Annotated in this window: 13 protein-coding genes; 5 read left to right on the top strand and 8 right to left on the bottom strand. The window is 42.9% G+C overall.

The window, feature by feature from the left end; translation table 11 throughout:
• Nucleotides 1-77 precede the first annotated feature (77 nt).
• From BMW53_RS03020 to BMW53_RS03000, 5 genes are all read right to left on the bottom strand, one after another.
• Complete coding sequence (locus tag BMW53_RS03020) at nucleotides 78-1,007, bottom strand: hydroxypyruvate isomerase family protein (RefSeq protein ID WP_038557164.1); 930 nt, start codon at nucleotides 1,005-1,007, stop codon at nucleotides 78-80.
• A gap of 96 nt (nucleotides 1,008-1,103) precedes the next feature.
• A complete protein-coding gene (locus tag BMW53_RS03015; RefSeq protein ID WP_051568153.1) occupies nucleotides 1,104-2,678 on the bottom strand; it encodes a sulfatase in 1,575 nt (524 codons plus the stop codon).
• Between the two features lie 10 nt (nucleotides 2,679-2,688).
• On the bottom strand, nucleotides 2,689-4,128 hold the full coding sequence (locus BMW53_RS03010; protein WP_245749008.1) for an arylsulfatase: 1,440 nt from the start codon (nucleotides 4,126-4,128) through the stop codon (nucleotides 2,689-2,691).
• 13 nt (nucleotides 4,129-4,141) lie between these two features.
• Complete coding sequence (galB, locus tag BMW53_RS03005) at nucleotides 4,142-6,580, bottom strand: beta-galactosidase GalB (RefSeq protein WP_038557158.1); 2,439 nt, start codon at nucleotides 6,578-6,580, stop codon at nucleotides 4,142-4,144.
• A 288-nt stretch (nucleotides 6,581-6,868) separates the two neighbouring features.
• Nucleotides 6,869-8,953 (bottom strand): tetratricopeptide repeat-containing sensor histidine kinase, encoded by a 2,085-nt coding sequence (locus BMW53_RS03000; RefSeq protein WP_038557156.1) that lies wholly within the window; start codon nucleotides 8,951-8,953, stop codon nucleotides 6,869-6,871.
• A 222-nt stretch (nucleotides 8,954-9,175) separates the two neighbouring features.
• Here BMW53_RS03000 and BMW53_RS02995 point away from each other — a divergent pair, with 222 nt between their 5' ends.
• Nucleotides 9,176-10,612 (top strand): MltF family protein, encoded by a 1,437-nt coding sequence (locus BMW53_RS02995; protein ID WP_038557154.1) that lies wholly within the window; start codon nucleotides 9,176-9,178, stop codon nucleotides 10,610-10,612.
• A 471-nt stretch (nucleotides 10,613-11,083) separates the two neighbouring features.
• Here BMW53_RS02995 and fbaA read toward each other — a convergent pair whose 3' ends face one another.
• Nucleotides 11,084-12,160, bottom strand: a complete 1,077-nt coding sequence (gene fbaA / locus BMW53_RS02990) for a class II fructose-bisphosphate aldolase (protein WP_038557151.1) — start codon at nucleotides 12,158-12,160, stop codon at nucleotides 11,084-11,086.
• A 250-nt stretch (nucleotides 12,161-12,410) separates the two neighbouring features.
• Here fbaA and BMW53_RS02985 point away from each other — a divergent pair, with 250 nt between their 5' ends.
• Both BMW53_RS02985 and BMW53_RS02980 read left to right on the top strand, forming a co-directional pair.
• A complete protein-coding gene (locus BMW53_RS02985) occupies nucleotides 12,411-13,406 on the top strand; it encodes a class II fructose-bisphosphate aldolase (RefSeq protein ID WP_038557148.1) in 996 nt (331 codons plus the stop codon).
• 421 nt (nucleotides 13,407-13,827) lie between these two features.
• Nucleotides 13,828-17,079 (top strand): ligand-binding sensor domain-containing protein, encoded by a 3,252-nt coding sequence (locus BMW53_RS02980; RefSeq protein ID WP_139178010.1) that lies wholly within the window; start codon nucleotides 13,828-13,830, stop codon nucleotides 17,077-17,079.
• Between the two features lie 92 nt (nucleotides 17,080-17,171).
• Here BMW53_RS02980 and hcp read toward each other — a convergent pair whose 3' ends face one another.
• Both hcp and BMW53_RS02970 read right to left on the bottom strand, forming a co-directional pair.
• Nucleotides 17,172-18,824, bottom strand: a complete 1,653-nt coding sequence (gene hcp / locus BMW53_RS02975) for a hydroxylamine reductase (RefSeq protein WP_038557144.1) — start codon at nucleotides 18,822-18,824, stop codon at nucleotides 17,172-17,174.
• An 88-nt stretch (nucleotides 18,825-18,912) separates the two neighbouring features.
• Complete coding sequence (locus tag BMW53_RS02970) at nucleotides 18,913-19,794, bottom strand: ATP-binding protein (RefSeq protein WP_038557136.1); 882 nt, start codon at nucleotides 19,792-19,794, stop codon at nucleotides 18,913-18,915.
• 78 nt (nucleotides 19,795-19,872) lie between these two features.
• Between BMW53_RS02970 and BMW53_RS02965 the strand changes: the two genes are divergently transcribed.
• Nucleotides 19,873-20,550: a Crp/Fnr family transcriptional regulator gene (locus tag BMW53_RS02965; protein WP_038557134.1), complete on the top strand. Its 678-nt coding sequence runs from the start codon at nucleotides 19,873-19,875 to the stop codon at nucleotides 20,548-20,550.
• Nucleotides 20,543-21,280 (top strand): peptidoglycan editing factor PgeF, encoded by a 738-nt coding sequence (gene pgeF, locus BMW53_RS02960; protein WP_038557133.1) that lies wholly within the window; start codon nucleotides 20,543-20,545, stop codon nucleotides 21,278-21,280. Before BMW53_RS02965 ends, pgeF begins: the two co-directional genes overlap by 8 nt.
• The last annotated feature ends 35 nt before the right edge of the window (nucleotides 21,281-21,315 follow it).

Below are 21,315 nucleotides of genomic sequence, written 5' to 3'. Positions count from 1 at the left end.
CTCCTCTAAGACTAAATATATATGAAAAAAGGTGGTTTGCTAACAACCACCTTTTTCTGTTATCTGAAAATTTTACTTTAAACATCAAAAGAATCAGCTTTCCGGTAAGCTTCAATAAAGGCAATTTCGCCTTCTTTTCCGCGAATACTTTTGCCATGCTCGGCGCAAATGGTACCGTTGTAACCTTTGTCGTACATATGTTTGAAGATATTGACAAAGTTAATTTCTCCGGTTCCGGGTTCTTTACGTCCGGGGTTGTCGCCAACATGAAATGCTCCAATATAATCCCAGCAAATATCCATGTTCATAATCAGGTTTCCTTCGGTAATTTGCTGATGGTAAAGGTCGTCAACAATTTTACAACTCGGGTGATTAACAGCTACACATATCATTTTTGCCTGAGGCATTTTTGTAAGGAATAATTTGGGGTGATCCACCTGATGGTTTAGTGGTTCCATTACCAAATCCAGCCCGCTTTTTCCGGCAACATCACAACAAGCGCGCATATGGTTGATTACGTTAATGGTTTGATAATCCCAATCCATTTTTTCGTCGTAAATACCGAATGTTATCAATCCTGTTTTTGCACCTGTTCTTTTTTGTACATTAAGTGCTTCTTCGGTTTTTCCAACCAACATTTTAGTTACTTCCGGATCGTCGGTAACACCATATTTGGCGCCATGATCGGCATACACGATAAACGGGCCAATATCGAGCCCAAGCCGTGCTGCTTCGTTACCAATTTTTTCCTGCATATCGGCTGGTTTCCACATCAGTCCGTTATCAAAAAATGCAGTGAAACCCTGGTCGGCAATAAACTTCAGGTTTTCAATCGGATCTTCTCCAACATGCTCGCGGAAGGTTCCAAGCCCCGGAGCGTATTTCAACTTAAACTTGGCTGAGTTCGACACTTTTGAATCGGAAACTGAAGCAGCTGCAATACCTGAAATACTACTGAAAGCCAGTGTGCCCGCTGCTGCGTTACGAATAAAATTTCTTCTTTCCATGGTTATGTGGTTTAAATTAAATGCTGTTTATTATACATTAAAAGAATGTTCTGTTTTATTATGACGTAAAAGATATGAAATATGACTATATTTTACTTAATCAATAGTGATTTTACTTCCCCACCAATCATTTCCCGGATCAAAATCCTCTGAAAGCATCCAAAGTCGTTCTTTTTCCAGTGTCGGCCATTTTTTGTCGATAATGTTTTGCCGGTGCGCTTTTTCGCGCTCTACTGTCCATGTTGGATCTTGTGTTGGAAAACGTGCGCCCATTTCTTCCAGCATTTTAAAAAGTTGTTGGCTCATTTCTTTCACTTTCTCCGGATTTTCAGCCGCCAGGTCATTTGTTTCGCTTAAATCGGTTTTCAGATTGTATAAAGCTTCCCGGCCATCTTCGTAATAATGAATGAGCTTCCAATCGGCCAAACGTATTATTGATGAGGGTTGGCCACCCTGGTTTCCATAATGTGGGTAATGCCAGATTAAGGGGCGTTCGGCAAGCGATTCGCCCTTTAAAAGCGGAACAAGACTTACCCCGTCAGTGTGTTCTTCAGGTTTTAAATCGGCACCGCAAAGTTCCAGAATTGTTGGGTAGAAATCGGTTCCTGTAACCGGAGTGTTGCACCTTTGTCCGTTTCCCAGTTCTGGAACTTTTATAAAGAAAGGTTCGCGAATTCCACCTTCGTATTGGTAGCCTTTTCCGCCACGCAGCGGTTTGTTCGAGGTGGCAAATGCATCGCCTGCAGCCACACCTCCGTTATCGCCGGTAAAGCAGATAATCGTGTTTTCAGCAAGGCCTAATTTGTCTAAGGCATTCAAAACATAACCAACAGCATCGTCGGTGCTTTCTACCAGTCCGGCGTAAACGGGATTATCCTGGTGTTGGCGAATGGGCAGAAAATGGCCCATTTCAAACCCGGTTTCGGCAATACCCATCGTTTCAGCTTTATCGCGGTATTTTGCCCATTTCTCCTGTGTGGTTTGGATTGGGCCGTGCACTGCATAAAACGACAGGTAAGCAAAAAAGGCAGTGTCTTTATGGTGTTGAATAAAGTTTACTGTTTCTTTTGCCAGACGCATCGTGAGGTTCTCACCATCGGGGCCACTCGGCAGATTTGGATTTTCCCAGGGAGCGTAATAACCGCCAATGGGGCTTCCAACATCCCAACCGCCTTTGTTGATGTCAAAACCGTGATCTTCGGGCCACGATCCTTTTTCGCCCAAATGCCACTTGCCGGCAAAAAAAGTTTTGTAACCAGCCTCCTTCATGGCTTCGGGCAGTGTGGTATAACTGTGCTGAAGATGGTCGACATAGTCCGGAGGGAGCAGTTTTGTGGCCCGGCCTGTATTGCTCCAATCTTCGCCGGTTTTTGCTCCAATCCAGTCGGTAATGCCATGCCGTGCCGGGAATTTTCCGGAGAGAATACTGGCTCGCGAGGGGCTGCAAACCTGGCAGGTGGCATAGCCATCGGTGAACAGCATCCCTTCGCGGGCAATACGGTCGATGTTGGGCGTTTCATAATACTTACTGCCCATTACGCTGCAATCGGTGTAGCCATAATCGTCAACCAGAATAAAAAGAACATTGGGTTTTGAAACCTCCTGTTTTTTTTGCCCACATGAAAACAAGGTAATCGTAATTAGTAGCAGATAGGAGATTTTGTTGCTCATAATCTTCTGGTTATTGTTCATTTCCGAATTTGAAAAGATCAGATTTGGTATGTGATTTTTCGATCAGCGCACTTAGTTCCTCAACCAGTTCAGGATGATCGGAAGCAACATTGTTCTCTTCGCCTACATCGGTGGCCAGGTTGTAGAGTTCGGTAGTCGTTTTTTCGGGTGTAAAAACGTTGTAGCGCACCAGTTTCCAGTCACCTTTTCGTATGGCTTGCCTGCCTCCCAATTCATGGAACTCCCAGTACAAATAATCGTGCTGAATTGTTTGTTCTTCGCCAAGCAATGTGGGTAAAAACGAAATTCCGTCGATTGAATCGGGAGTGGAAATTCCGGTAATTTCAGCTACCGTAGGAAATATGTCCCAGAAAGCCGAAATGTGGTTGGATGTAGTGCCGGCAGTAATTTTATCATCCCAAACGGCAATCATAGGTACGCGAATGCCACCTTCGTACAAGTCGCGCTTGTAACCTTTAAACGGGCCGTTCGAACCGAAGAAGTCGGGATCGGCGCCACCTTCCTGGTGCGGTCCGTTGTCGGAAGTGAAAATGATGAGCGTGTTTTCGTAAATCCCCAGTTCTTTCAGTTTGGTAACGATCTCGCCAACCTGCATATCAAGGTAATCTACCATGGCTGCAAACGCCGCATGTGTTTCGGGTTGCGAACCGTAACCACCCTGTTTATAGTTTGGCCCATCATCAACTCCTTTGTAGGCTTTTTCGGGCTCCAGTTTGCCGCGGTATTTTGCAATGTATTCTTCCGGGGCGAACAACTCGGCATGTGGTATTATCGATGGATAATACATGAAGAATGGTTGGTTTTTGTTGTTTTCGATAAAACGAAGTGCTTCTTTATGAATGAGTTCCGGTGCGTAAGACTCTGTTTTTTTCCCGGAGTTCCCATCGAGAACAACTTTTTCCTGGTTGTGCCAAAGATGATAAGGGTAGTAATTGTGCCCCATTCGCTGGCAGTTGAAACCGTAAAACTCATCAAATCCCTGCCTGTTCGGATCGCCCTCCGATCCCGGGTAGCCCAGGCCCCATTTGCCAAAGGCACCGGTGGTGTAACCGGCTTCTTTTAAGGCTTCGGCAATGGTTACTGCACTGGCAGCCATCGGATATTGACCTTCGGGTTTCCATTCTTTATTGCCTCTTATCGGTGTGTTGCCGGTGTGTTGCCCGGTCATTAATGCTGAGCGCGATGGTGCACAAACCGTTGATCCCGAATAGTGCTGCGTAAAGCGCATGCCGGTTTCAGCCAGTTTGTCGATATTGGGCGTTGCAAAATGTGTTTGCGCGTAACAACTCAGGTCGCCATAACCCAAGTCGTCGGCCAAAATGTAAATAATATTTGGCCGGGCTGGCAGTGTCTCTGTCGTTTTGGTTTTAGTCTGGCAAGCCAGTAGCAGCAAGCTTAAAATAGTTGGTATGATTAATTTTTTCATCATTAAGTTAGTTGTATTAAATCTGTTTTGTTTGAATCGAAATGGTAGCAGGTTCAAGTCCTTCGCCACTTACTTCCAGTTGCATTTCTCCGGCCTCCTCAATCGATTGAACCGTTACTACCAACTTACCGCTAAAGGCTTTCATTGTATTCAGGTGGAACAATTCGAGCGAAGTGGCATCGCCATTACAAACGGCTTTGTATTTTCCGGCACCACTAACTTTAAAGTTCAGCTGGTTAGAAGCATTAGGGCAAAGGTTGCCGTCTTTGTCAACCACTGAAACGGTGATGTAGCTAAGGTCGTTTCCATCGGCCGAAATCTCATCGCGGTCGGCAGTTAATTGCAGGTGGTGAGGAGCTCCGGCAGTGTGTATCTCTTGTTCGGCTACAGCATTTCCTTCGTCATCGAAAGCAACTACTTTTACCGTTCCCGGTTCGTATTTTACATCCATCCACATCAGGCGGTTCCGGTTCAGCAAGGTTTCTTTGCTTTTTTTCTGAATACCCTGGCTTTTGCCATTTACAAATAACTCGGCACTGTTATAATTGGTGTACACAAAAACAGGTGTAACTTCTCCTTCGCGGCCTTCCCAGTTCCAGTGCGGAAGAATGTGCAGGGTTTCATCTTCAGTATTCCAGCGACTGCGGTACAGGTAGTAGCGGTCTTTTGGTAAACCTGCCAAATCGCAAATGCCAAAATACGAACTGCGCGATGGCCACGCTTCGTTGTAGGGAGTTGGCTCTCCGAGGTAATCAAAACCGGTCCAAACGAATTCGCCGATTACCCAGTCAAACTCGTCTTGCCAGTAGAAATCTTCATCCGGAATGTTCGACCAGTTGCAGGCTTCCAGATCATAGGAAGAGCTTTGAAAATCGTCGTAGGTTTTTTGTTTGTATTCTTCAACCGGGAACTTGTATATTCCTCGTGAACTTACGGTTGATGCAGTTTCGGAGCCCAAAATAAATCCCTGGGGAAAGCGCTCGTAGGCCTCGTCGTACAGGTGCAGGCGGTAATTGAGGCCCGGAATATCCATAATAGCGCCAAAGCCGTTTTTCAGCGTGTTGCCTACCTGGTCCATTCCAACGGTAACCGGGCGCGTTCCATCTTCGCGATGAAAAATATCCTGCAGCCATTTGGCCAGTTTTACGCCCTCGTTACCCCACTGATCGGGAACTTCGTTGCCCGAGCTCCACATAACAATACACGGATGGTTGCGTGTTGCCCGAACCAGGTTAACCACGTCTTTTTCAGCCCAATCGTTAAAATAAAGGTTGTAGCCATTTTCAACTTTTGGCTTGGCCCATTCGTCGAAACTTTCGGCTAGGAAAAGGAATCCCATTTCGTCGCAAAGTTCAAGTTGTTCCATCGATGGCATATTGTGCGACGAACGAATGGCATTACAGCCCATATCTTTTAAAATGGTGAGCTGGCGTTTTAATGCTGTTTTGTTTACAGCGGCTCCAAGCGGCCCCAAATCGTGGTGCAAACACACCCCTTTAAACTTGGTAACTTTGCCGTTTAGTACCAAACCTTTGCCACGTTCGTAAACTACACTGCGTACTCCAAAACGAATATTCTGTTCGTCTTTTAGCGTGTTGCCTTCATACAGTTTCATACTTGCCGTATATAAATAGGGCGATTCGGTATCCCAGAGTTTTGGGTTCGGAATGGCAATATTTTGCTCTGTTTTTGTGCCAAATAATTCATCGGTGGCGTTGGTTGCCACTACGTTTCCTTCGGCATCTTTTATTTCGGTAACCACCTTCACGTTGCTACCGTTAACTTCGGCTTTAATGTTTACCTGCGCTTCTTCTTCCGATACAAATGGCGTTGTAATAAATGTTCCCCATTGGTTAAAATTTACCTCGTTTTTTACAATAAGCTGCACTTTGCGGTAAATTCCTGCGCCGGGGTACCAGCGCGATGATGATTCTTTATTTTCGAGACGAACAGCCAGGAGGTTTTCTTCGCCGGGATTTACATAATCGCTGATATCGAAATAAAAATAGCTGTAGCCGTAGGGGCGATTACCCACTTTTTCTCCGTTTACATATACCTCGGCGTTGCTCATGGCTCCATCGAAAACAAGCAGTGCTTTTTTCCCGGGGCCAAAATCCGGCAGTTCGAATGTTTTTCGGTACCAGCCAATTCCAATGTGTGGCAGTGCGCCGGTTCGTCCGGTACGCAGGCGGGCTTCTTTTTCCATGTCCTGAGTAACCAACACTTTCTGGGCATCAATTTCCTTATCGAAAGGGCCTTTTATGGCCCAATCGTGCGGAATTTCAACGGTTTCCCAGTTGGTTGCATCGGTTTGTGGCAGCTGAGCATCGGCAACTTCCTGATTAATAAATTTCCAGTCTTTTTCAAGCGTTTGTACACTCCGGGTTTCGCTGCTTGTTTCAACACAAGCCGAAAAAAATACTGAAATAAGGAGGAAAGAAAATAAGTGCTTCATATGATTAAAATTGTTTGTTTTTAGTGATGGATACGTAAAGGAAACAGTGGTCGCTTGATTTCTGAATTGAAGTCTGTTCTTGTGTTTCATTGCAACGGAATTTCAATTAAGTTCTTAATTCATTTGACGTATTTTTAGTAAAAACACATACGCTCTCAGTAAAATATTTGTTGCTTCCTGTTTAAATTTTACTGGTAGGTACTGGTATGGTACAAATATGCAAAGAAATCCGGTAATTCGGCTGATTACGAAACCTATCCTGTAACACGTTTCGTTGCTTAGCAGCAATTATGACAACGAAAGCGGAAGGCTGAAATGGAAGCTGCTTCCCTGGCCTATTTCACTGTTAACCCAGATATTGCCGCCATTTATTTTAACAAACTCCTGGCAAAGAATTAAACCTAATCCTGTTCCTTTTTCGTTGGCGGTGCCTTCGCGTTGCACCGATTTTTCAATTTTAAACAGGTTTTCTATCAATTCCGGGCTCATTCCAATGCCGTTGTCTTTTACCGTAACAATGAGCATTTTGTCATCTCTTTTGGCAAGCAGTTCAATTTTGCCGTTATTATTCGAAAATTTTATGGCGTTGTTCAGCAGGTTGCGAACAATAAAGTTTACCATATCGAAATCGGCATAAACCATGGCTTTTATTTCCGAAATGCTGATGGTTATGCCTTTGGTTTTGGCTACCTCGAGATTAAGGTCTTTGTTGATTTCAAACACTTTATGGATAAAGAACGGCTGTGGCTCGAATTTTATGGTGCCGGTTTGTGTACGCGACCATTCCAACAGGTTTTCCAACAGTTCGTAACCGCTGGTGGCAGCATGATACATACCATTTATTAACACATCAAAATCGTCCGAGTTTCTGGCTTCCTTTTCATTGCGCAGCAAATCGGAAATCCCAATCAGCACGTTAAATGGATTTTTTAAATCGTGGGCAATAATCGAAAAGAATTTATCTTTTGTAGCGTTCAGCTTTTTAAGGTTTTGTTCGTCTTCGGCAAGCTTCACCAGGTTGTCTTCGAGCAATAGTTTTTGTCGGTTAATGGTGTTGTAGTTAACTTTTAGCTCGTTGAGGTGTTTTTTTCGGAGAATGAGAAAGAAAATGAGAGCCACCATAACAATTACCAACGCAGTGATAGCAAGGCCTGCTTTTGCCCGGAATTTAAATTCTTCGCTTTCGTTTTTTGCTGAAGTCAACTGCTGTTCGAGCAGGATTTTATTTCTTTCGGCCTTGCTGGCTTCGTCGGCTTCAAAATTACTTAAAGCCTGTATTATTTCGTCGGGCTTTAGCATTTCATAAGCTTCCCGGGCTTTGGTCTGCATTTCATAAGCTTGCTGGTATTGCTGTAATCCCGCATGAGCTTCGCTCAATTCGTTGTAGTAATCTGAAAGGTAATCGTACTTTTCCTGCTCAATACTTAAGTTAATGGCTTTGTTGTAAAGGCGAATAGCATTTTTAAATTCTTGTTTCTTAAGATAATAACGGCCAAGAAAATTATAGATGTCAACAGTGAATTTATTCGGTCTGTTTTTTGAATTCAGCTCAATTACCCGGTCGATGTATTCTTTTGCTGTATGTAATTCTCCTACTTCAATGTAGTAAGCTATAAATCCAAGGGTTACCAGAATCTCGCCCTGGTTATTGTTAATTTGTGGTAACAGTTTTAGTGCTTCATTTAATTGTAAAAGTGCTTCTTCGTTTTGTTTTAGTTTTAGCAGGTTGTATGCCAGTGCGATGTGGTTGAAACACTGGTTGTCTATATTTCCTGTTAATGTGTCAACCTCAAATGCTTTTTCGTAATAACGAAAACTGCTCCGGTATTCTCTAAGGTATTCATAATACGAGGCGATGTTGGAATAGACTACGGAAAGGCCATAAGTTTTGTTTGCCTCTTCGCAAATATTTTTTGCTTTAATCATGTAATTGAGTGCCTGTACCTGATCTTTACCATAAGAATGTAGTACGCCAAGGTTGAGGTAGCACGCAATTAATGAAAGCGAATCTTTAGTCTCGGTAAATATCGTAATGGCTTGTTCGAGGTTGGAAATGGCAGGAAGCCAGTCGCCTGTTTGATCGTACACGTAGCTGATTAGAAAAAGTGCTGTTCCTTCGCCGTATTTGTAGTTTATTTTTTGCGAAAGCTCCAGTGCTTTTTCCGCATATGAAATAGAACTGTCGGGATTGATATTTTCGTATAAACTGGACAGATGAATGTAAATATCGACAATCTTCTCTGCGTCTGTTTCTGTATTAACAGCGGCTTTTAGCGAATCAATTTTAGGTGTTTCCTTCCCAAAAACAGTTGGTACCCCAATGATACAAGCAAAGAGTACGCTCAGTATTATATGGTTTGTTCGAATTTTCATAGGCATGCACAGCTGTACAAATATAATTAAATCAACTATATACCTTAAGCATTTAAAGGCTTGTGGACAAAATTTAATTTATTTCTTTATGTTATATAACTGCTTTTGAAACTTGTAGTAGTAAGGTAAATAACATCCGGCGAAAAAACTGATAAATTTCATATTTCTAATTCTTTTTATACCTTGCCGGCGTACGATCAGAGATTATAAACCGTAAAATGTATGGTAAAACATTATTTTGGTATTATTTGCATCGTCTTGCTTTTTATAGTGACTGCATGCTCCTCAAACAAAAAACCTAAAGACAAAAAGAAAGCGTTGCGCTCAGCTATTAATCGCGATTTGCCCGAAATTTTAGACGATGGGGTGTTGAATGTTGTAACCACTTACAGCAGTACCAGTTATTTTTTGTACCGGGGGCAACCCATGGGCTACGAGTATGAGCTGTTGAAGCGTTTCGCCGAACACATTGGGGTTGATTACAAACTGGAGGTGTCGAACGATTTTGATACCATGTACGAAATGCTGATGAGCGGAAAAATAGACCTTATTGCGCACGGATTAACCATTACCGGGAAACGTAAGGAATTAGTGCAGTTTTCCGACTATTTGTACCTTACGCACCAGGTGCTGGTGCAAAAAAAGCCCGATAACTGGCGAAAAATGAAATGGAGCGCTGTGCAAAATTCGTTGATACACGATGCCATTGAGCTGATAGGCGATACGGTTTCGGTGCGCGCCAACTCGTCGTATTTAAACCGGGTAGAAAACCTGATGGACGAGATGGGTGGTAAAATTTATGTTGATACGCTGCCCGGCGACTTATCGACCGATAAAATTATTGAAATGGTATCGAACGGCGAAATTAAGTACACTTTTGCCGATAATAATATTGCCAGTATTAATGCATCGTATTACCCCAATCTTGATATTCGTGTGCCCGTTAGTTTTTCGCAACGTATGGCCTGGGCGCTTCGGCCTAACTCGGAAGAGTTGCTGACAGAGCTGAACAGTTGGATCGATTCGATGAAAAACGGGGCAACCTACTACGTTATTTATAACAAGTACTTTAAAAACGAACGTTCGTTCAGGATGCGCGAAAACAGTGTTTTCTACAGTATAAATCATAACCGGATAAGTGAATACGACGATTTAATACAATCTTATGCCGACACAATAGGCTGGGACTGGCGGTTAATGGCATCGATGATATACCAGGAATCCAGGTTTAATCCCGTGTCTGAATCGTGGGCCGGAGCAAAGGGATTGATGCAAATGATGCCGCAAACTGCTGAACGTTATGGCGTAGAGGACAGAACCGATCCGGAAGATAACCTTGAAGGTGCCACCAAAGTGTTACAGGTTTTGTGGGACCGTTTTATTGATATTCCTGACTCGGTGCAGCGCATAAAATTTACGATGGCCGCCTATAACTGTGGTTACAGCCATGTGCTTGATGCCCGAACACTGGCCGAAGAGGAAGGAATTGACAGTTACCGCTGGGACGAATGTGTTGAGGAGTCGATGTTAAAACTAAGCTACCCCGAGAATTACAATAAACCGTTTATAAAATATGGTTATGTACGCGGAATAGAACCCGTGAGTTATGTGAAACAGATTTTTAGCCGCTACGAGCATTACACGCAGTTGCTGGAATAAAACATTCATGATTCCCGTGTATCACCAACAGGAATGAAAGTAAAGTCTGTTAACAGCATTTCATAAAAATGGCCAGATTACAAGGCGCACATAACGATTGTGCGTTGAACAGCTTACTGATTGCGCCTTTAAATTACCTCACATCAACCCCGGGTTTCACCCGAGGTTAGTCAGATTTTATCCCTTCGGGATGTTGAACTGAAATACAAAGTTAAGACGAGCTTATTGATCTGCAATGTCGTAATTGCAAGTTTTTATGACGCTGGAAGCGTCTAATGTGAGTAACCCGGTGCGTAGCGCCGGGAAGCAATGACCAAAGCGAAATCGTCCGGCGAAGAAAGCAGATCGAAGCCAGATGGTTCTCCCGGACGAAACTCAAACGGCAATACACATTTAATGATGGGGACTTTCAGAAAAAAAACCGTTCCCCAAACGAGAAACGGTTTTTACTATTTATATCGAAAATTGTTCTTACTGAACGTCGATAGCATTCAAATCTTCAAAAGCCTGTTTCAAACGGGCAATCATTGATTCTTCTGCTTTGCGTAACCAAACACGTGGATCGTAGAATTTTTTGTTTGGTTTTTCGTCACCTTCAGGGTTACCAATTTGTCCTTGCAGGTAATCGCGGTTTGCTGCTTCAAAAGCACGAACGCCATCCCAGTATGCCCACTGAGTATCAGTATCGATGTTCATTTTAACCACACCATACGAAATAGCTTCGCGAATTTCTTCGTGTGATGAACCTGATCCACCATGGAATACAAAGTTTACTGGTTTTTCCTCAGTTCCCAATTTCTCCTGGATGTATTTCTGTGAGTTATCCAGAATTTTCGGAGTAAGTTTAACGTTACCTGGTTTGTACACACCGTGCACGTTACCAAACGATGCCGCAATGGTGAAGTTCGGCGATACTTTGCTCAACTCTTCGTAAGCATAGCAAACTTCTTCCGGTTGTGTATATAATTTCGATGCATCAACATCGCTGTTGTCAACACCATCTTCTTCACCACCGGTAATACCCAGCTCAATTTCCAGAGTCATACCCATTTTCGACATGCGCTCCAGGTATTTTTTGCTGATTTCGATGTTCTCTTCAATTGGCTCTTCACTGAGGTCGAGCATGTGCGAGCTGAACAATGGCTTACCTGTTTCGGCGAAGTGTTTTTCGCTGGCATCCAACAAACCGTCAATCCAAGGCAACAATTTTTTTGCTGCGTGGTCGGTGTGAAGGATTACACGTACACCGTAAGCTTCAGCTAAAGTGTGAATGTGTTTTGCACCGGCAACAGCTCCTAAAACAGCTGCTTCCTGGCCTTCAAGTTTTAACCCTTTACCGGCGTTAAAAACAGCACCACCGTTCGAAAACTGAATCATAACAGGAGCGTTTACCTGTTTGGCAGCTTCCATAATTGCATTAACTGATGAAGAACCAACAACGTTTACTGCCGGCATGGCAAATTGTTTAGCTTTGGCTTCTTCGAAAATAAATTGTACGTCGGCACCGGTAACAACTCCCGGTTTAACGTTTTCGGCTATTTTTCCCATAATTAAATCGTTTTACTTTTATATCAAAATAGAATAAGAACACAAAATTACGATTTGAGTTTAGGTTAAACAATTTTTCCTTGTTAATGATCGTGAAAACCGGACAAAATTATCTGAAAATTAACGCTGTAACTTTATTTGATTTAACGTTAAATGTGGCTTCGGGTAGTTAGCGAAACCTCTTCAATCACTGTTTTTTAATTACTTTCACGGCGCAAAAAATTAAAAACCAAAGATTAATTCGAATAAAATGGCAGTAAGTTACAAAGACTTAGGCTTAACGAACACAAAAGAAATGTTCGCAAAAGCAGTTGAAGGCGGATATGCTATTCCGGCCTACAACTTTAATAACCTTGAGCAAATGCAGGCAATTCTTCAGGCTTGTGTTGAAACAAAATCGCCTGTAATTCTTCAGGTATCATCGGGTGCACGTAAATATGCCAACGCTACTTTGTTGCGTAACATGGCGCGTGGTGCTGTTGAGTATGTAAAAGAACTGGGTTGCGAAATTCCAATCGTTCTTCACCTCGATCATGGCGATACTTTTGAATTGTGTAAAGATTGTATCGATAACGGTTTCTCTTCAGTAATGATCGATGGTTCGCACCATTCGTACGAAGAAAACATTGCTTTAACTAAAAAAGTGGTTGAATACGCACACGCACACGGCGTAACTGTTGAAGGCGAACTGGGTGTTTTAGCAGGTGTTGAAGACGATGTAGTTGCTGAAGAGTCAACTTACACAAGACCAGAAGAGGTTGAGGATTTTGTAAAACGTACAGGTGTTGACTCGCTGGCGATTTCAATTGGTACTTCTCACGGAGCACACAAATTTACTCCTGAGCAGTGTACTAAAAACGAAGACGGCGTTTTGGTTCCTCCTCCATTGAAATTCGAAATTCTGGAAGAAATTGAAAAACGTATTCCTGGTTTCCCAATCGTGCTTCACGGTTCTTCTTCTGTTCCAATGGATCAGGTGGAAATTATTAATGCAAACGGTGGCGATTTAAAAGCTGCTGTTGGTATTCCTGAAGAGCAATTGCGTAAAGCGGCTGCATCTGCGGTATGTAAAATTAACATCGACTCTGACGGTCGTTTGGCAATGACTGCAGCTATCCGCAAAACAATGAATGAAAATCCGGCAGAATTCGATCCACGTAAATACTTAGGACCTGCCCGCGATTCATTAAAAGAATTGTACAAACACAAAAACGAGAACGTTTTGGGTTCGGCAGGAAAAGCTTAAGAAAGTAATTCAATTATATAGAAAAGGACGGTGCATTCACGGTCCTTTTTTTATACATCCCTGAATGGTAAATTGCAGTTACTATTTTCTTTTGGCGACCATCTTTGGTTAACTCCCTAAAAAAAAAATTGCCCAAAACCCCATACCTGGTTAAGCCAGAATTCCAAATTGAGGCAATAGCAAAAAGGCGTGTAAAGAATTTTACGCTTCTTGAAGGTCGCTATACAGGAGCTTTCTGTTGCTAAAAACTAACATTTTGCTGTTTTTTACGATAAATAAGTTGATAAAATACATTGTTGGTAGAAATATATTTCATAAGTTTGGTTTCTCGAAATCCCTGAGACATAATAGGTCGTGAATTCTTTCTCAAATATTATATACGTCCTTGTAAAAGTAAAAGTAGTGGCTCAAAATTGATTTTGTGAGTTATATAATGATTGTAAAACAAGGATATATAGGTGTTCTCGCTATTCTTCTGATCTTTTCGATTCAGACCAATCGGGTATTTGCACAACCCGAATTTCTTCCAGTAAATCATTTCGGAACCAATGAAGGCTTGTCGTCATCATCGGTTACAAGTATTGCCCAGGATCACAAAGGATTTATGTGGATAGGCACCCGAAAGGGCCTTAATCGTTTTGATGGTTACCATTTTAAAACTTACCGACAAGATGAAAAGGAAATGGAAGAAAATGCCATGCCTGATAATCTGATTCTATCTCTGAGCATCGACGATGATAACAATTTGTACGTGGGAGCAAATTCGGGCTTAAGTTTTTATGATCCGACACGGGATAAATTGCACAGTTTTAAATACGATTCAACTTCCTGTTTATACAATCTTCCCATTCAGGCACGAGCCATTCAAGTGGACGAAGGTGGCTCGGTTTACATTGCCAGTTCCAACGGGATCTTCTATTTCAATCCACAGAAAAATACCGTTGAGCATATAACTAATTTAGGTGTTTCTGTTATTGACGATGTGTTTCTTGCCTCCGACGGACGGCTTTGGTTTGGTTCGGGTAACGGACTTGCAGTATTAAACACTGAAACAAAAGAAATTGAGCGGGTAGTAAAAGGTATTGATGGCGAAGATTATTCGGCTGTAAGAATTGACGAAATTATCGAAGATCAGTTGGGGATAATTTGGGCTGCCACTTACACGAAGGGGCTTTTTGCGGTGGTGCAGAACAATAATGGAGAGAATAGGCTAAAAAACTTCAGGCACAATCCCAATAATCCGGGCTCAATTTCAGCAAACCGCCTGTTAAGCCTTGTTGTTGATAAGAACAATAATATCTGGATGGGAGCCGAGAACGATGGTATTTATTGTCTTAACAAAAACAGGCAACACTTTAAACATTATCTGTCGGCCAAATCCGACCCGCTGGTTGCCAAAACGTATTCGGGCGAAAGTCTTTTTATCGATAGCGGTAACAATTTGTGGATAGGAACTTATGCTAACGGAATACAGATAGCTCCTGAAAATGGGGAGGCTATTGTGTCGTACAGTAGGTTTAAAGGAGGAAACCAAAGCAATACCAACAATATGGTTAGTGCTTTTTTTGAGCTTAACGACAGTACAATTGCATTGACTACAGATGGGGGCGGAGTGAATCTGATGAATAAAAAGACCGGCTTTTTTACCAGCCTGAATACTGCAAATTCCGACCTGCCCAACGATTATCTGTTGTCGATATTAGACGATGAGGCTGGCCATTACTGGTTAGCATCCTGGGGATCGGGGCTGGTGCGTTACGATGTGCACCGAGAGGTGTTTTCTTCGATTAATACTTCCAATTCATCAATTCCCGACAATAACCTGTTTCACCTTTGCCGGGGCAACCATTCCGACTTGTTAATTGCCACATTTAGTTCGGGGCTTGCAAGGTATTTCCCTAAAGAAAATGAATGGGAGATTTTTAATATCGAAAACAGCGATTTGCCGTCGAATAATGTAAACGTAATTTGCCGGGCTGACGATGAATCCTTTTTTATTGGAACCAACTCGGGTTTGGTAAGGTACTTCCCCGAAAACAATACGTTTGCCGGTTTGCCGGTTAATCAACAAATGCAGGCGCTGAGTACTGCTCATGTTTATGATATTTTGGTTGAAAGCCCAACTTCGGTGTGGGTGGGAAGCTTGTCGGGTTTATATCATTTTAACCCGAAAACCGAAGATGCCCGCATTTTTACAGTAAATAATGGTTTGCCCAACAATACGATAAATGCTATTTTAAAAGATACCAGCGGAGTGCTGTGGCTGTCAACGTCGGAAGGCTTGTGTCGTTACAATAATAAGCAAGATGAATTTGATTGTTATTACAGCGAAGACGGTCTTCAGAGCAATGAATTCAGGCCACGAAGTAAGCTGATCGATTCGGCTGGCAATTTGTATTTTGGAGGAATAAATGGCTTTAGCGTAATCAATCCCGGAAAGATGAAAAAGAATGATCATGTGCCGGTTGTAAAATTGACAGAGCTGGAGATTTTTAATAAAGTGGTTCATCCGAACGAACCCGGATCGCCGCTTCAAAGAGTGATCTCAGAGGTTGAAGAGATTAAGATTCCTGAAAAACAATCGGTATTAACGTTTCATTTTAGTGTTTTGGATTATACCAGACCCGCAAAAAATCAACATGCCTACATGCTCGAGCGTTTCCATAGTGATTGGATTTATTGTGGAACGCGGAACCAGGCAACTTACACCAACCTCGATCCCGGAACCTATACTTTGCGGGTAAAAGGTGCCAACGGCGATGGCATCTGGAACGAAGAAGGAATTGCGCTAAAGATTACAATTGTGCCTCCGTGGTGGAAAAGTTGGTGGTTTATGTTAATTCTGCTTATAACTTTTGTTAGTATTTACTGGCTGGTTAACCACATGCGCATCAAATCGCTCGAGCAGCAAAAACACAAACTTGAAAGGGCTGTGGCGGAACGAACCAATGAACTTGCCGAAATAAATGCCACCAAGGATAAATTGTTTTCGGTTATTGCCCACGATCTTCGGAACCCGTTTAACGTCATTCTTGGCTACACCGATGTGTTAATCGAGGGGTACCAAAAATTCGACAAGCAAATGATGGAGCAGATTCTCGAAAACCTGAAAACAGCCGGAGACGGTGCCTTTACTTTGCTCGAGAACCTGTTGAACTGGTCGAGGTCGCAGCGGGGAGTCATCGAGTTTTCCCCAAAATCAATTCTACTCGCTGATTTTATTGCTGTGGTCCTTTTCGAAATTGAGGCAGTAGCCAAGAAAAAAGGAGTTGCAATTGAAAACCGGATTCAGAATAAATCAATAGAGGTGTATGCCGACTATAATATGCTTTTGCTCATCTTTAGAAACTTGCTTACCAATGCCGTAAAATTCAGCAATACCGGCAGTTCGGTTTATATTGTAAATGGTGAATCAGATGATCGTTTTATTACGATGGGAATTCGTGATGAAGGTGTAGGAATGGAGCCCGATAAAATGAAGTATTTATTTAAGGCAGAAAAACAGGAAACAAGGCCGGGAACCAAAGGCGAAAAAGGCAGCGGACTGGGTTTGATGCTTTGCAAAGAGTTTATTGAAAGGCATAACGGTAAGATTTGGGTGGAAAGTTCGTTGGACAAAGGTTCTGTTTTTTGGTTTACCATGCCGCTAAACGAAAAAGTTTTGGGTAAATAAAAATGGCACCCGCCGTAGCAGGTACCATTGTAAAACCTTCAACTAAATTGTCCCTCAATTTAAGGTTTTTCCCTCTCTCTCTTCAACTTCTACTATGCTGACATAAACATTTCAAGGTCTTTTTCCACTTCGGTAATACCCCCGATTCCAAAGTTTTCAACCAATACATTGGCTACGTTTGGCGAAAGGAATGCCGGAAGTGTTGGCCCTAAGTGAATATTTTTTACGCCTAAGCTTAGCAATGCTAGCAATACGATTACTGCTTTTTGCTCGTACCAGGCAATGTTGTAGGCAATTGGCAGTTCGTTAATATCGTTCAGCTCAAATACCTCTTTCAGTTTTAAAGCAATAACTGCCAGCGAATACGAGTCGTTACATTGTCCGGCATCAATTACGCGTGGAATACCACCGATGTCGCCCAAAGGCAGTTTGTTGTAGCGGTATTTTGCACAACCTGCGGTAAGAATTACGGTATCTTGTGGTAATTGCTCAGCAAATTCTGTGTAGTAGTCGCGGCTTTTCATTCGTCCGTCGCAACCGGCCATTACAAAGAATTTTTTAATGGCACCCGATTTTACGGCATCAACAATTTTGTCGGCCAAAGCAAAAACCTGTGCGTGTGCAAATCCACCAACGATTTCGCCGGTTTCAATTTCCTGCGGTGCTGCACATTTTTTCGCGTGCTCGATAATGGCGCTGAAATCTTTCATTTTACCATTTTCACGATCCGGAATGTGAATGGCTCCCTCAAGTCCTGATGCGCCGGTAGTATAAATACGGTCGGTGTAAGTTGCCGATTCTTTTGGCGGAACAATACAGTTGGTTGTAAACAGAATTGGGCCGTTAAAACTTTCGAATTCGGTATTTTGTTTCCACCACGCATTTCCGTAGTTACCCACCAGGTGGTCGTATTTTTTGAAAGCAGGATAGTAATGAGCCGGCAACATTTCGCTGTGGGTATACACATCAACGCCGGTTCCTTCGGTCTGTTTCAGTAATTCTTCCATGTCTTTCATATCGTGACCTGAAATCAGGATTGCCGGATTATTACGTACCCCAATATTTACTTTTGTAGCTTCCGGATTTCCGTAAGAACCAGTGTTGGCAGCATCCAGTAATGCCATTACGTCAACACCGAATTTTCCGGTTTCCAATGTTAGTGCCACCAACTCGTCAATACTTAAATCTTCGGTAGTGGCTACCAGTGCACGTTGCATAAACGCAAAAATCTCATCTTTTTGGCTTCCCAGGTTGTAGGCGTGTTCAGCATAAGCTGCCAATCCTTTTACGCCGTAAATAATCAACTCGCGCAACGAACGGATATCCTCGTTTTCGGTACTCAGTACACCAACTTCTTCGGCTTTGGCTTCAAATTCTTCGGTGGTATTTCCTGTCCATGTTGCAATGGCCGGAAGTTCTGCAGGTAAAGCTACGCCTGCTTCTTTGCTTAAAACGTGTAATTCGTTTCTTAACTGCAATGCTTTGATGATACGTTTGGTGAATACCGCCGCATCGAAATTGGCATTGGTAATGGTGCTGAACAAACCATCGAAAACGATTTTGTCCACTTTTTTAGGGTTGGCGCCCACAGCTCTTAATTTCTCGTTGTACCAGCAAATTCCTTTCAAAACATACAGTAAAGTGTCTTGTAAATTCGCTACATCGCTGGTTTTTCCGCAGACTCCTGCAATTGTACAGCCGGTTCCTTTGGCTGCTTCCTGACATTGAAAACAAAACATGCTCATTTTTTCTATTTTTTTAGTTTGTTATTACTTTTTCCTTAATGTTTAGGGCTTTGGGTTTATTACAACTTCATTGGATCTTTATAGTAGCTTATACCCACTCTTCACTTAATACATCGCCCTTAATTCCTATCACAACTTCTTTCACGGGTACCTTCCGCGATGCCATTTGAGTGGCCATTTTCACCATTTGCGACAATCCTCCGCAACATGGAACCTCCATAATTACAACGGTTATTGTGTTTACTCTCGATTCGTCAATAAGTTTCACCAGTTTCTGCACATAGATATCTGTTCCCTGGTCGAGTTTTGGACAGGCAATAACCATTTTCCGTCCTTTAATAAAGTCGTTATGGAAATTGCCGTACGCAAAACCGGCGCAATCGGCAGCTACCAAAAGATCGGCACCCTGGAAATAGCTGGCTGCCGGGTTAATCAAATGCATTTGCACCGGCCACTGGGTAAGCTCCGATGGTACTTCTGCAGCCGGAGCGGCCATTTTTAAACCACCTGCATCAAAAGCCATTGGTGCCGAGCCCGGACATCCGCCGGTAGCGCAACCACCACCCGAAGTCTGCTCTTCTCTGGCTCCGTGCAACAATTCGTGTACTTCGCTGATCTCGAAAGGCATGGCCTCGTGATTGGCTTTTATAAAACCCAATGCCTGCTGTAAATAGCCGGTTTCGTTATGATCCTGCAAATGTTTTAAATGCGCAAACATCGTGGCTTTTCCTTGTTTTACCATCTGAGAAATGGTTGCAATTTCATCGTAAGCATCGGCTTCGCGCTTTTCAATGGTAATCGCTCCTTCCGGGCAATGACCAATACAAGCTCCCAATCCGTCGCACATTAATTCGCTTATCAACCGCGCTTTACCGTCAATAATTTGCAAAGCACCTTCGTGGCAGTTCGGAACGCAGTTGCCGCATCCGTTGCATAAATCGTCGTCAATTTTAATTATCTCTCGTATCATTTTTCTTGTTCTTTTCTCTAAGTTTACGCAACAAAAGTAGGTCGCCGGTGTTAGGCAAAATGTATCAATTGTTACAAAATGATAGATTATTCAGTTCTTGTTAAAAGTCCGTTGTTTCATGGTATTCCGGATGAGGAGTGCAGGGCGTTATTCTCAAAAATCCATTACCAGGTTCGCAAATTCGAAAAAGATGCAATTGTGGTGCAGGGAGGCGAGGAAGTTACCAACCTGTTTGTTGTACTTTCCGGAAGTGTGCGTGGGGAGATGATCGACTACTCGGGAAAAACAGTGAAAATAGAAGACATTGAAGCGCCGCGCCCTCTGGCAGCTGCCTTTTTGTTTGGTAAAGAGAATAAATTTCCGGTTACGGTAACTGCCAATAAAAAGGCGGAGTTGCTGGCAATTCCCGTTGTTGAGTTCCTGAAACTATTACAAATGAATACACGTTTGTTGCGTAACTATTTGAACAGTATTTCAACACGGGCGCAGTTTCTATCGCAAAAACTTCATTTTCTGAGTTTTAAAACCATTAAAGAAAAGGTTGCACATTTTCTGCTTCAACAGGCGGGCGATTTATATCATTCGTTCGAGCTAAAAAATACACAACAACAACTGGCCGAAATGTTTGGAGTTACCCGGCCATCGTTGGCACGTGTACTTGGCGACATGCAAAACGAAGGGCTGATAAAAATTGAGAAGAAAACCGTTACCCTGCTTGATAAGGAGGAATTAAACAGCTTATTAAAAAATGGATAGAAACCGGAATTTGATCCGCTACGATATATTTCAACCGTTTACGAATATCTGTGCTTTTACCACCACCAAAAAAACTTTGCCGGTTGAACGGGTGCGCTACAGCAATGTGCCCGAAAATAAGGAAAAGCTGGCTGAGGCACTGGCTCTGGAAGTGGGGCAAATGGTTTACTCTGATCAAACGCACAGCAATTCCGTAGCTGATATTCGGGAGGTGCCGAATGCAGTTATTGCGGAAACCGATGCTTTGGTTACCAACCAGTCCGGGCTGTGTTTGTGTGTACAAACGGCCGATTGTGTTCCGGTGTTGCTGTTCGACCCGGAAGCGAAAGTTGTTGCAGCCGTTCATGCCGGGTGGCGCGGTACCGTTGGTGGAATAGTTGAAAAGGCGATTGTGAAAATGAAAGCGAATTATGGAGCTTCTGCTGATAATATAGTGGCTGCCATTGGCCCGTCGATAAGTCCCGAAATTTACGAAGTGGGTGATGAGGTGGTTGCTGCCGCCCGAAAATCGATTCCCAATGTTGAAACCACCCTGCACAAAAACGGTACAGGCAACTTTCATTTTAACCTTTGGGAAGCCAACCGGCAGTTGTTGTTAAAAAACGGGGTGCCGACACAAAATATCGAGGTGCTCGGAGCGTGTTCGTTTTCCGAAGCTGAAAAGTATTATTCGGCACGGCGCGAAGGGGTGGATACCGGGCGTATGGTGTCGGGTATAATGATTTTGTAACCTCACCGGAATAATTATTAACAAAAAAATATATA

Source organism: Draconibacterium orientale, from assembly GCF_900111425.1.
Classification (GTDB): domain Bacteria; phylum Bacteroidota; class Bacteroidia; order Bacteroidales; family Prolixibacteraceae; genus Draconibacterium; species Draconibacterium orientale.
The sequence above is the reverse complement of the archived record's forward strand: the minus strand, read 5'-3'. Positions and strand labels throughout refer to the sequence as shown.